General features: G+C 60.7%; 13 protein-coding genes and 1 pseudogene. 7 read left to right on the top strand and 7 right to left on the bottom strand.

Annotated features, from left to right (window positions below):
• Positions 1-2: 2 nt before the first annotated feature.
• A complete protein-coding gene (locus AC2444_RS07575) occupies positions 3-401 on the bottom strand; it encodes a DUF1236 domain-containing protein (protein WP_012757067.1) in 399 nt (132 codons plus the stop codon).
• A gap of 298 nt (positions 402-699) precedes the next feature.
• On the opposite strand from AC2444_RS07575, the gene AC2444_RS07570 reads away from it, so the two are divergent.
• On the top strand, positions 700-966 hold the full coding sequence (locus AC2444_RS07570; protein WP_012757066.1) for a hypothetical protein: 267 nt from the start codon (positions 700-702) through the stop codon (positions 964-966).
• Positions 967-1,039: 73 nt separating this feature from the next.
• On the opposite strand, the pseudogene AC2444_RS07565 reads toward AC2444_RS07570, so the two are convergent.
• A pseudogene (locus AC2444_RS07565) lies at positions 1,040-1,195 on the bottom strand (ubiquinone biosynthesis methyltransferase UbiE); the annotation flags it as partial.
• Positions 1,196-1,361: 166 nt separating this feature from the next.
• On the opposite strand from AC2444_RS07565, the gene AC2444_RS07560 reads away from it, so the two are divergent.
• The 3 genes from AC2444_RS07560 (at position 1,362) to AC2444_RS07550 (ending at position 3,615) form a co-directional block, all read left to right on the top strand.
• Entirely contained in the window at positions 1,362-1,538 is a 177-nt protein-coding gene (locus AC2444_RS07560; protein ID WP_012757064.1) for a hypothetical protein, read from the top strand.
• Positions 1,539-1,600: 62 nt separating this feature from the next.
• A complete protein-coding gene (locus AC2444_RS07555; protein ID WP_012757063.1) occupies positions 1,601-2,989 on the top strand; it encodes a sensor histidine kinase in 1,389 nt (462 codons plus the stop codon).
• Between the two features lie 2 nt (positions 2,990-2,991).
• Entirely contained in the window at positions 2,992-3,615 is a 624-nt protein-coding gene (locus AC2444_RS07550) for a response regulator (RefSeq protein ID WP_012757062.1), read from the top strand.
• Positions 3,616-3,642: 27 nt separating this feature from the next.
• Here AC2444_RS07550 and AC2444_RS07545 read toward each other — a convergent pair whose 3' ends face one another.
• The gene (locus AC2444_RS07545) at positions 3,643-4,149 is read right to left on the bottom strand and encodes a hypothetical protein (RefSeq protein ID WP_012757061.1); all 507 of its coding nucleotides are present in this window, start codon (positions 4,147-4,149) and stop codon (positions 3,643-3,645) included.
• A 216-nt stretch (positions 4,150-4,365) separates the two neighbouring features.
• On the opposite strand from AC2444_RS07545, the gene AC2444_RS07540 reads away from it, so the two are divergent.
• From AC2444_RS07540 to AC2444_RS07530, 3 genes are all read left to right on the top strand, one after another.
• Positions 4,366-4,863: a hypothetical protein gene (locus AC2444_RS07540; RefSeq protein ID WP_012757060.1), complete on the top strand. Its 498-nt coding sequence runs from the start codon at positions 4,366-4,368 to the stop codon at positions 4,861-4,863.
• Positions 4,864-5,029: 166 nt separating this feature from the next.
• Positions 5,030-5,824, top strand: a complete 795-nt coding sequence (xth, locus tag AC2444_RS07535) for an exodeoxyribonuclease III (protein WP_012757059.1) — start codon at positions 5,030-5,032, stop codon at positions 5,822-5,824.
• A gap of 105 nt (positions 5,825-5,929) precedes the next feature.
• Positions 5,930-6,112 (top strand): hypothetical protein, encoded by a 183-nt coding sequence (locus tag AC2444_RS07530; RefSeq protein ID WP_012757058.1) that lies wholly within the window; start codon positions 5,930-5,932, stop codon positions 6,110-6,112.
• Between the two features lie 45 nt (positions 6,113-6,157).
• Here the strand turns inward: AC2444_RS07530 and AC2444_RS07525 are convergent, their stop codons facing one another.
• From AC2444_RS07525 to AC2444_RS07510, 4 genes are read right to left on the bottom strand one after another with little or no spacing between them, the layout of a single operon-like run.
• Entirely contained in the window at positions 6,158-8,242 is a 2,085-nt protein-coding gene (locus AC2444_RS07525; protein WP_012757057.1) for an FAD-dependent oxidoreductase, read from the bottom strand.
• A gap of 6 nt (positions 8,243-8,248) precedes the next feature.
• The gene (locus tag AC2444_RS07520; RefSeq protein WP_012757056.1) at positions 8,249-9,418 is read right to left on the bottom strand and encodes a Gfo/Idh/MocA family protein; all 1,170 of its coding nucleotides are present in this window, start codon (positions 9,416-9,418) and stop codon (positions 8,249-8,251) included.
• A 24-nt stretch (positions 9,419-9,442) separates the two neighbouring features.
• The gene (locus AC2444_RS07515) at positions 9,443-11,098 is read right to left on the bottom strand and encodes a GMC family oxidoreductase (RefSeq protein WP_012757055.1); all 1,656 of its coding nucleotides are present in this window, start codon (positions 11,096-11,098) and stop codon (positions 9,443-9,445) included.
• Positions 11,099-11,107: 9 nt separating this feature from the next.
• Positions 11,108-12,646, bottom strand: coding sequence for a GMC oxidoreductase (locus AC2444_RS07510; protein WP_012757054.1), 1,539 nt, complete (start codon positions 12,644-12,646; stop codon positions 11,108-11,110).
• Between the last annotated feature and the right edge of the window lie 2 nt (positions 12,647-12,648).

The raw sequence follows: 12,648 nt of genomic DNA, 5'->3' as shown, positions 1-12,648 counted from the left end.
GATCACTTGATAACCTGGATCACCTTGCGGGACGACGGTTCGACGATGACACGTTCATCATTGACGACCGCGTAAGCATAGGTCGGGTCATCCGGAATAGGCGTCACGACAACCGTCTCCGGCAGGGGCTGGCCGACGACAACCTTCTCCTTCATGACCACGCGCGCCGATGGTGCCGGCGCCTCGCGGACATAGGTGATGACCTTTTGCGGCGGCGGATCGATCGCCGTACCCACGACTGCGCCGGCAACGCCGCCGACAGCAGCGCCGACGGGGCCGCCGACGATCGCCCCAGTGATCGCGCCACCGGCCGCACCGTTGACGGTCGAGGACTGGGCGAATGCGACGCCCGACATGAGGGTCGCGGCAGTGGCCGCACCGACGATAAGCTTGGAGATCATTTTCTCCTCCTTCTGTTTCGAGGCGGCCTTCGTGACCGCTGGCAAACCAACTAGCTGGAGGCGCGGTCGTTCCACGGCCCGGACTTCAGTCTGATAGACCCCGGCCTTTGGTCCCAAACCCATGTCAATGCCCGTCGCCGGCGCTACTTCAGGATCGAAGACCCCACATACGGGCTTACAGCGCCACGCGTCTTTTCAGACGCGTAAAGGACGCTGTAACACTTTGAATTACTGCATAATTTATCCTTAGATCGATGCCGTTTTGAGGAATTATACAGGAGGCAGGAGACTGAAGGAGATGGCACGATCCAACCGCCGGGAAGCTGGGCGCCGGCGCCTGGCGATGCGTTTGCCGCATATGCGGACGCTGATCATGGCAGCGTGCGACCCGTTGCAGCTCGAGCTCTTCGAGGCCTACCAGATGGCAGTCGAAGCGCGCGACACACTTCGAGGACGACCATCCAATTCGAACCTCGTACGGGAATACGACGAGACCTGCTTCGAGATCGAGCAGCACGTCATCCGCGCGATGCAAGAACCTTCCTACACGCAGCGCACGAGCTGAATCCCTGCGCCGTCACATCTTGGCGGACAGAGCTTTGGAATTCCATTTGAAAAATCGCGCGATTGGTCCGCTAGCGCTCGGCGACGATCGCCATCTCCGAGGCATAGGGCTCGAAGAGAATCGGCACGAGATAGCTATCGTAAAATTCGGCGACGCCTTCCTCGAACGGCTGGAGAGAAGCGACAGATGCGGCGCGGTCGTCGCTGCCTTCGAAGTCCATGGAAATCATCACTCACAAGCCTCCAAACCCAAGTCGGTCGGCCAGGAAATATGCCTGAATGTGCTGATGTCTACGGGCGTCAGACCTTGGTCCCAACCTCCTCCGACCGAAGTCCCTGAGGTGGAACGCGCATCGGACTCGCGCCGTTTCGAACGATACTGAAGGAGATCCGAACATGAACCAGAGTCATAGATCCCGAGTGAATGACGCCTGTAATGCGTCCGTCTTCGCACTAGTCATCGTTCTGGCCGCCCTTCTCTACGTCTTCGGTGCAGCCATATCAGGCGACACCGTCGGGTTGACCCAAAGCATAAGAGGCGCCGAGGTGTTCGACACCAGGAATGTGCCCTGATGCTGTTTGGAAAACCCTAAAGACGCGGTAGGTTAATCGGGCAGTCTCTTACCGGTATCAAAATGAATTGGCTTCGCCGCTGGAATGCCCGCTCGCTCGCCTCCCAGTTCTTCATCGCGGGTGGGCTCATATCGATCGCCGCCATGTTCGTGGTGGGTTTTTTTGTAAGCCACCTGATAGAGGAGGCCGTCATCCACAACTCAGGCGCAGCGACGGCGCTTTATGTGGACAGCGTGATCGCGCCGCTACTTCCCGATATGCAAACAGAGTCATTGCTGGATGAAGCGAGTGCTCAAGCTCTGGACGAGACACTCGGTCAGGGCGCGCTCGGCAAGCGCCTTGTTTCGTTCAAGCTGTGGCGAAGCGACGGCACCATCCTCTACTCGAACGAGAAGGAGCTGGTGGGCAGGAAGTTTGCGGTAAGCGACAAGCTGCAGAGGGCATTCGCAGGATCTCTCGTCGCGCGCTACGAGATTGCCAGCGATCCGGAAAGCGACAACGAGCGCGCGCTCGGCAAGCCGCTGATGGAGATCTATAATCCTGTGCTCCAGCCATGGTCCGGACAGGCGGTCGCCGTCCTTGAGTTCTACGAGACAGCAGAAGGACTGGGCGATAGTCTGGCGCATGCCAGGCTCCGGAGCTGGGGCGCCGTCGCCGCTCTGACGGCGACCTTTTTCCTTGTTCTCTCCGTTCTGGTGTTCCGGGGTAGCCGCACGATCGAGGCGCAGCGCAAGGATCTCAACGAACGCGTCACCGAACTGTCTGCGCTGCTGGCGGAAAACCGTGGACTCCAGCGTCGTCTGCAGCGCGCCTCCCAGCGGGCGGCAGCGCTGAACGAAACATATTTGCGCAGCATCGGTGCAGATCTGCATGATGGTCCAGCCCAGCACATTGCCTATGCCTCACTGCGCCTGGACAGCGACGTGTTGATCAATGCCTCCACCCAGCCCGAAGCGCGCGAAAAGGAGCTTGCCTGGATACGTTCGAGCCTTGCCGAGGCGATGACGGAAATCCGCAATATCTGCAGTGGGCTGGTGCTTCCGCAGATCGAAAAATCCTCAATCACCGAGATCGTCACGCGGGTCGTCGACGCGCATCGGCACAAGACCGAAAGCCATGTCGAAACGATTGTCGACGAAGATGGACCGGACCTTCCTCCCGCCGTGAAAATCTGTATCTATCGCTTCGTTCAAGAAGCCTTGAACAACGCTTATCGCCACGGCGGCGGCGTTCAGCAGGCGGTCAGGGCCGTCTCGCACAAGGGTCATGTCCGTGTCGAGGTCAGCGATCGCGGCGACGGCTTCGATCCGACGGAGGTGAGGCCAACGAGCCTTGGCCTCGTTGGGTTGCGGGAGCGCATCGACAGCCTGGGAGGATCCTTCGACATCAAGACAGGCGAAGGAGGAACGACCGTGACCATGATCTTCGAGCCAATGGAAGTGGGAGAGTAGAGATGACATCAATCACCATCGGCGTCGTGGACGATCATCCGCTTTTTCGAGAGGGTGTAACGCGTAGCCTGTCGGAGATCAGCGGCTTTGTCGTCGTTGGTGAGGGAGCCAGCAGCGACGACGCGGCGATGATCGCCTCGGACAACCACCCCGACATCATGCTTCTCGACGTCTCGATGCCCGGCGGCGGGCTGTCTGCGGTCAGTGACGTCCTGGCGCGGAGCCCCACAACGAAAGTGCTGATGTTGACGGTATCGGAGGAGGTGGACACCTTGCTGGGAGCTCTGCAACGGGGCGCGATGGGTTATGTTCTGAAAGGTGTCGGTTCGCGTGGCCTCGCCGAAGCAATCCAGACCGTCCTGCGTGGCTCGCGATATATCTCGCCGACGATGTCGGCAAAAGTCATGGAGAATTCGCTGAATGGCGGAACCTCCGACAAGAACAGTCTGACGCCCCGGGAACGCGAGGTGATGGATCTTGTCGCCCAAGGCCTGTCAAACAAGCATATCGGCTTGCGCCTCAGCCTGCAGGAAAAGACCGTGAAACACCATATGACTCAGATTCTGAGCAAGCTTGGCGCCTCGAACAGGACTGAAGCGGCTCTACAATGGCGGGAACGGCGCTGAAAGATATTGTCGCCCGACGATCACGCTTCAGCGAAGAAAGCGGCTCAGCCGGCGGGCATCGTTGGCCGTCGCCTGTCGATTTATGATCGTCCGGCCCTTCGAGTCCTTCATAATGTAGCGACCGCGCTGCAGGACTTCAGTGATACCATTCGAATGACGGACGTCGATCGAGCCATCGGACGCAGCTGTCGCTCTCGCTCCCGATCCTGCTGACGACCCGGTGCTAGAGGAGGAGGAGGAGGAGGAGGAGGAGGACCCTCCGCCGCCGGAGGAATTCCCACCGGAGGAGTTCCCGGAACCGCTGTTGCCGTTGCCGCCACCGTTGCCATTCCCTCCCCCATTGCCATTGCCATTGCCGCCGCCGTTGCCATTCCCTCCACCATTCCCGTTGTTGCCGTCCTTTGCCTGCGCAAAGTCCACTGCCAGAACAGGAAGGGAACCGCCAAAATTCAAACTGGCTGGTGATGCGGCAGCGACGAGGGCGACCGCGGCGCTGCCGCCCAATCTCAGAAAATCGCGTTTCCGGATACTCATGCCATAGCCTCGTTCGTCCGTTCCCGGCCGTTTCCCATACAATATATGACGTATGAGATTTCTCGCTGTTCCTCGTAAAGAATGCAACCGACCTAGGTAGTAGGGCCGGCAAGACTTTGGTCCGGCGTGACCCGATTGCAATGCTCGGAAGCATTTCTATGGAACTTCTTTCCCTGTCGTCGCTTTGATTGTCGAAGTGCAACAGAGGAAACCCCAATGGCAAATCCGAACGACTCCCCTGCAGTCCAGTCGATGCGAAAAGAGCAGGCAGAGCAGCGAAACCGGGCCCAAAAAGGCGAACTCGACAAAGCAATCGAGGATACCTTTCCGGCGTCCGACCCGGTGTCAGCCACCCACACCTCCATTCCTGCCGGCCGCAGCGACGTCGAGGCGGCCGAGCGTGTGAAGCGTGAGCCAGATCCCACCAGGCTGGACGAGGAGTTTCCGCTCGTCGATCAAGCCCTGCGCGCAAGCGGCGAAACCGCACACCCCTCAGAGAGATTTGACGTCGATCGCGAAGAAATGCGCGCGCTTCAGAAAGAAGCCGGTCGGATGGCGGAATCTGCTTCGGAGCTGGCTTCTGGAACAGCCCGCCTGGCAAAGGCGGAAGCTCGCACATTCGTCCATGACCTCGAGGATCGCATACGCCGGCAGCCGCTGACAGCCGCAGCGATCGTCGCCGGCATCGCCTTCGTCTTCGGCGCGACGCGTTGAGGAGCCAAGTGACAGCCGGCTCGATCACCCCGAGAGGATTCCGACCGGCGGACCATTACGGTGTGGAGAGCCGCCTCCATTGGGGCGATTGCGGGCTCAGATTTCCTGAGGACGAAACTCAGGAGCGCTTCTAGAGCCCGTCCGTGCTTCGACTTCCGAGGGCATCGTGAAAATCGCAACCTACAATGTCAACGGGATCAATGGGCGACTGGACATCCTGCTGCGCTGGCTCAAGGAGGATGTCCCTGATGTAGTCTGCCTCCAGGAACTGAAGACAGACGATGCCGGGTTTCCGCGAAAGGAGATCGAACGGGCCGGCTACGGCGCCATCTGGCACGGGCAGAGATCCTGGAACGGGGTGGCCATCCTGGCGAAAGGCAAGACACCGATCCTGACGCGTCGCGGTCTTCCCGGCGATCCCGATGATACCCATAGCCGCTATATCGAAGCTGCCGTCGACGGCATTCTGGTCGGATGCCTGTATCTTCCCAACGGCAATCCGTTCCCGGGAGCGAAGTTCGAGTACAAGCTTCGCTGGTTCCGTCGCCTGCAGGACTACGCCGCCGAACTCCTGGAGCTCGGGGTGCCTTCGATCCTGGCCGGCGACTTCAACGTCATGCCGACGGAGATCGACGTCTACAAGCCTGAACGCTGGCTGGACGACGCCCTCTTCAGGCCGGAAGTGCGCAAGGCCTATGCTCATCTCGTCGCTCAGGGCTGGACCGATGCGGTCAGGCATTTGCATCCGGAGGAGCGGATCTACACCTTCTGGAGATACTGGCGGAACAGCTTCGAACGTGACGCAGGGCTTCGGATCGACCACTTCCTGCTCAGTCCGGCAGTCGCCCCGTTGCTTCGATGGGCAACCGTCCGGAAAAAACCGCGCGGCTGGGAGCATACGAGCGACCACGCGCCCGTCATGATCGAGCTCGACGTTTCCGAAGCTGGAGCCGATATATAAGCCGCAGGCCGCTCGCGAGCGAGGGAACCTGTCACGTCGCCGAGAGTTAGCCCAAAAGCGCGGGACGGCATTTGCCCCGCAATTTTCCAGCCGGACGCAACCGCTATGGACGAAAGCAAGAACTACCTGAACACCGACGAGATCCAGGCCGACGACCAGTTGTCGCCGAAGCCGGTCGAAGGCAAGGATCCGCCAAGGCGGGTGCGCAGAAGCGAGGAAGCTATCGCCGAAGGCTCTGACGACACCGAGCGCGTCCGAGTTCCGCCCCCGGTTTCGAATCCCGATTGATCAGCCGCACGGCTCCGTCTCGAAGTGACGCCTACCGGCATCGCCTCATTTGTCCGCGCCCAGATCGTAGATGCGGCCTGTCAACCAGGCTGGCCAGTCTCGCTCGAAGAAGGACTTGGCGCTTTCATCCAGCATGCGGTTCGGACGGGTTGAAAGCCTGATCTCATCGCCATCAAGCCGAACGACGATCTGTTCCTTGCGATGCGCCTCGCGTTCCTTCCGAAAACGATAATCCTGCAACGGCCCTGAACGCGCCAGCGGAAGGGATTCGCCTTCGGCATCGCATATCGCCCGCGCGCCACGGCTGCCGCCTCCATTGCGAATGAAGAAATCAAGCGCGCTGAGCACGGCTTCCGACACGAGCGCCATATGCCGCCATTGCACACCTCGAACGGCCTCCGCTGCGCGACCGTAGGCAATGCCGTTCGCATGGATTTCAGCGTTCAGTTTGCGCGCTTCGATCAAGGCCCGGCCTACGCTTTCTTGATCACAGATGATGCCAGCCTTTTCGCTCATTCGCGCCTGCACTTGCGAACGGATCGATTTGACGGTGAGCGGGCTCTCGGTCCGAAGGACGGCAAGGAGGTCGGCGATGCCCGCCTCTGCGATATCGGCTATGTCCTCTGCTGCCGACCGCTTTGCGCTGCCACTCGCGCTGATGTGCTCTGCCGCGCGCGTACCGAAGACTTGCCCGGCATTGAGCGCCGCTCCACCCGGCCGCGTCACGCCGTGTGTGCCCGATGCTTCTCCGACAGCGTAACAGCCGCCGAGACTGCTGCGGCCCCAGGTGTCGACCATGATGCCGCCGTTCATGTGCTGGTTGTTGACGGCAAATTCCAGCGGCTCCTCGGCAATATCGACCTTGTAGCGGCGGTAGAGCTCGATCGCGAGCGGGTTCATATGCTTCAATCGATCGATCGGCATGTCCTGGTCGGCGCCGGCCTTGCCGAGATAGTCGCGGACGTCTTCGTCAAGTCTCTCCAGACTGAATGGCAGGTCGCCCGGCACGGATAGGGGATTGCGATTGAAGTCCATAAAGACGCGCCGCCCTGCGGCGGTTTCCCGGGAGATGGCAAGGTCTACCAGGCTCGAGCCGAAATCGAGCATGCGCGTCGCGTGAAATGGCCACTGATAGCCCTTGCGGAAGACATTCGAAGCCAGCTCCTGCGTGCTGCGATAGTATTCTGCCAGGAAATGGTGTTCGGCGCCGTCTGAATCGAGCGAGTAGATATGCGGGATCGCCTGGACGTATGTGCCCGACAGATTCCATGGGAACCCTTCCCTGCGTGTTCCGATACCAAACTGGCTTTCGGTCAGGTTGACGAGCTCGACGCCTGCCTCGAGCGCCAATCCGAGAGAGCCGAAGCAGCCGTTGGGATAAACGCTGTCGCGATATAGTTCACCCGGCCCGCCGGCGGCGAGCACAATCACGCCACTGACGAACAGCGCGATGCCCAGCGGGTTCTCCTCCGTGCGGTCGCTGGCGCGCATGGCGAGTATTCCGACAACATGGCGGTCATCGCCATCGCCCTCGGTGAGGATCTTTACCGCGGTGGTCTGGTTGTAAAACGGCACTCCGAGCCGGATCGCCTCCTCAGCCAGCACCTTGACCATCAGGCGCGATGTGCGCGGGCCACAACTGGTGGCGCGGCCGACCTCGTCATGGTCGGTCTGATATCTGAGCGTCCCGCCAAGCGGATCCTGAGGCAGCGGCAGACCTAAGAACTGGAGCGATGCCATCATCCGGGACGATCCCACAGCCTCGACATACGCGGTGTCCTCGTCCATTGCGCCGCCGCTGCGGATGGCTCGGGCCATCGCCTTGTAATTGTCGCCCTGATCGGCAGTGTTTGCAGTGTGAAGGGTCTGTTTGTCGGATCCAGAACAGGCCGAGGTTCCACCCCACGCGCTTTGGCTGATAATGACGACGTCATCGCCGCGCCGCTTCATTTCCACCGCCGCACGCAGACCTGCCGCGCCGGATCCGACGACGACGCAACCAGCCCGATAGACCGGCACCTCGAGGCCGGCGAGCCGGACCACGTCGAAAGGGGCGGGCTCGGTTGGGAGCCGCGGCATGTCGACATCGGTCAGTGCGTCAAGAATTTCCTGCGGAACGTCTATGGTCATCGGCGTTCAACCCAGCGGGATGTCGACCCAGCGTTTTTGCCGGGAGGACTCCATGCATGCGTCGACGATCTGGCAGATGTGGTGGCCGGTATCGAATGTCGGCCACATCGGCCTGTTTGCAACAATCGAGCGGATCACCTCGGCCACCTCGATGATCTTGCTTTCATTGTAGCCCAGACCGAAATTCGGCAGAGGAAGGAAAGCCCTGAAGGTGGGATTTTCAGGACCCACGTCGATCTCCCGAAAGCCGCGCCGCCCCGTCCGGTCGTCGTTGGAATAGAAGCGCAGCCGGTTTATCTCGTCATAGCTATAGGCGATGCTGCCTTTCGTTCCATAGATTTCGTAGGTCTGCATGAACTTGCGGCCGGTCGCGACACGGCTGAAATCGACGATCCCGCCGGCACCGTTCTCGAACCGGCACAACAGGTTCGTCGCATCGGGGTTGGTGATATCAGCCCAGGACTCGTTGCCTGACAGTTTCATCTGTTCGCCATAGGCAAGGCCCTCGACGACAGGCCGACGCGGCGTCACGATGAGATTGTCGGCAATCAGGGAACTGACTCGCCCGACCAGGAAATCCATGAAGCTGAAGATGTGCGAGCCGGTATCACCGACGATCCCGGTCGGCGCGAGCTTTCCGTCGGCCCGCCACATGAAGGGCGCGTTTGGATCGCCATACATGTCGACGTGCTGGCAGCCCCGGAAGAGCTTGATCTCGCCGATTTCGCCGGATTGAATGATATCTTTCGCCAGATCATGGACGGGATTCCGGGGAAAGGCGTGTCCGACGCGGGTAATGACACCCTTTTCCCTGGCGATGTCGGCCAGTTCCCGCGCTTCGGCGGCGGTGTTTGCCAATGGCTTTTCGCAATAGACATGTTTGCCGGCCAGCAAGGCCGCCTTGGCCACCTGGTAATGAAGGTGGTCGGGCAGGCAGATATCGATCAGATCGACCTCAGGATCAGCGACCGCCAGATTCCAATCCTGAAGAATTCTTGCACCCGGCGCCCTGTGGGAAAGATCCCCGGCTGCCTTGGAGGGACCTTCGACGAGAGCGACGATCCGTGCCGTGCCGTCCGACACTCCGAAGAAATGCGGAAAGGTCTGATAAGCCATCGTGTGGACCTTTCCCATCCAACCCGAGGCGCCAAGCACTGCAACTCTGACTTCAGACATTGTCGTCTCTCCTCTCGACATGGCCTACCGGATTTCGGTGCGGGCCCGAGGCCTCGCATCGTTGCGTTCGTAGGCAAAGATGGTGGGGGCAAGTGCCGGCAAGCCCCGGATGAGGTCCGATCCTTTTTCGCCGACCATGATCGTCGGAGCGTTGGTATTGCATGACGGGACGCGCGGCATGACGGATGAATCGCAGACCCTGAGGCCTTCCAGGCCATGGACCTTGAGATCAAGCCCGACAACCGCGTCGGGTCCCGCTCCCATCTTGCAGGTGCCGACCGGATGATGGTCGGTCTTTGCGTTGGCGCAGCCGTAGTCGAAAAGCTGCTCGTCGGTCATCACCTTCGGTCCAGGAAGTCTTTCGGCCATGACATAGGGCTTCAGCGCCGCCTGCTGCATGATCTCGCGGGCGATCTTGAGCCCTTCCAGGGACATCGTCCTGTCGTGGGGATCGGACCAGTAGTTGGGGTCGATCAATGGAGCGACAGACGGGTCGGAGGATGACAGGCGGACCGTCCCCCGCGACCGCGGATGCAGATAGGCGGAGTTAAGGGTCACGCCGGCATTCTTGAGCCGCTCGACACCCGCTTCGATGCCCGAACCCAGGCCGAGGTGGAACTGGATATCAGGAGAACGGGCCTCGGGATCGGCATACCAGAAGCCGCCGGTCTCGAAGAGCGACGAGGCGACAGGACCGGTCCGGAACAGGACGTATTGAATCCCGGCCCAAAGTGTCCGGTGGAGTTTTGCGACGCCATCATAGGTGTGATCGCCGGTGCATTCAGCGATGACGAAAAGATCCAGGTGATCCTGGAGGTTGCCGCCAACACCCGGCAGATCGTGGAGCACCTTGACGCCCGCCGACCGCAGATGATCGGCCGGTCCTATGCCGGACTGCAAAAGCAGCTTCGGCGATCCAATGGCGCCGGAGGAAATCAATACTTCGCGTTCGGCGCGCACGACCTCCAAGCCGCGCGAGGTCACGATCTCGACGCCCGTCGCACGGCCTCCCTCCAGGACAATACGCGCGACGCGCGCGCCCGTCCGGACCGTCAGGTTCTTGCGGTCCTTGATCGGCGAGAGATAAGCGAGCGAAGCCGACGACCGGCGGCGGTTGCGCTGCGTCAGCTGATAAAATCCCACGCCCGCCTGCTGGCGTCCGTTGAAGTCGTGATTATAGGGAATGCCGAGCTCCTGCCCTGCACGAATATAGGCGTCACAGATCGGCAGCGGCGCAGCAGGCATCGAGACGCCGAGCGGACCACCATAGGAGTGGTAGTCATCGGCGAAACGCTGGTTGTCCTCCGCACGTTTGAAATAGGGAAGAATCGAACGATAGTCCCAGCCCTCGCAACCGTCTTCGCGAGCCCAGAGGTCGTAATCCGCCGCATTTCCGCGCGTATAGAGCTGTGCGTTGATGGACGAGCCGCCACCGATGACTTTCGCCTGCGTATAGCGAAGCACGCGGCCTTTCATGTGTTTCTGGGGAACGGTTTCCCATCCCCAGCTGGCGACGCCTTTGGTCATCTTGGCGAAGCCCGCGGGCATGTGAAAAACAGGATTCCAGTCGCCTCCACCCGCCTCGAGCAGGAGTACGCTGACATCGGGATCTTCGCTCAGCCGATTTGCAAGCACGCATCCTGCAGGGCCGGCGCCGGTGATGATATAGTCGAAACCCATCTTACTGTCCTATTTTGTCCGTTCGGTCTGCCAGCGCGTGTCTGATGCCTGCAAGTCCTTCGATGCGATGTGATCTGCCACTCTCAGCGCCTGGGCGGCGATAGTGAGCGCAGGATTCACCGCGGCCGATGTGGGGAGGAAACTGGCGTCGACGACGAAGAGATTTTCGTGATCATACGAACGGCAGTACGCGTTCAGCGGTGCAGTCGCGGGATCGTTTCCAATGCGGATCGTTCCGCACTGATGCGACGGCGTGCGCTTATCGAACGGCCTAGAGAGCACGATCGGAAACCCGATTGACTTCAGTATAGCCTTCAGCTTGGCGACAAGTGCGAGATGAGCGTCCCAGTTGGTTCGCTGCCATTGGAGAATAATCCGATCTCCATCTACCATGACGCGGCTTTCGGGGTTTGGAACGTCCTCGCTCATCGCATAGAAGTCGATGGCATGGGTTGTGATGAAGCGCAGAAGCCATTCCGGAGCCTGCGGCAGAGAGCCCTTGAGAACCTTTTCAGAGATGCGCCCCAGGAGCTGCACGTTGCCAAGGGGCGGCCCTCCCTCCCCGTCCGAGAGATAGAAGTCGTTGAAGGCAAAGGTCTTCTGGTAGATGGAGGTGTTCCTGAACCGCGGCGAGACCCCGATGACGGCGGAGGCATTGTGGTTCATGAAGTTGCGGCCCACCTGGTCGGAAGAGTTCGCCAGCCCCCTTGGGAAGCGGTGGTTTTTCGACCGCAGCAAAAGCACTGATGATTGGACCGCCCCGGCGGAGAGGATCACGATCTCAGGCGAAACAGTCACAGTCTGCCCGTTCTTGATGTAGGTCACCCGGTCGATCCGGCTCCCCGCGCCCGTGTCGAGCCTCGTCACGCGCGCATTGGTTTCGAGCCGCACGTTCGCGTGCCTCAGCGCCACTGCGAGGGCTGCGGTCTCGGCATCCATCTTGCCGTCGCGGGCGTTCGGATGCGCATCCCATGGGGTGCGCGCCTTGGAGAGCCAGGCGTCAAGATCCAAGCCGAGCGGTAGGGAAAACGGATGCAGGCCTTTCTGCTTGAGGCGCGCCCTGATATCGGCAATCGGCGCCTCGTCCGGGACGGGTAGGTACTCGTAGGCAGCCGAATGGTGCGGTTCGGTAGGATCTTCGCCCAGACTGCCGCGGACCTGATACATGCGTTCCGCCTGGCAGTACCACGGCTCCAGGACTTCGTACGGAAACGGCCAGGCCGGCGAAACACCCTCGCGGTGCTCGATGACGTCGAAATCCTGCCTGCGATAGCGAGACAGCACGGCGCCGTAGAATTTCGAATTCCCGCCGACATTGTAGTAATTGCCGGGATTGAACCCCCTGCCGTTCGCCTCGTACCAGGTTTCCTTCGGTCGAAAATGTCCCCGCTGGAAGATCGCGCGTTGGTCGCGGTTGACCGGAAGGTCGGCGATCTGATCGCCGGCCTCGAGGATCAATATCTGCGCGCCGGTCACGGCCAGGCCGGCCGCAACCGTGGCGCCGCCGACGCCTGAACCGATGATGACGATGTCAGGTGAAGCGCTCATGT

Source organism: Rhizobium sp. WSM1328 (assembly GCF_057653715.1).
This window is presented reverse-complemented; position numbering and strand designations above follow the sequence as displayed.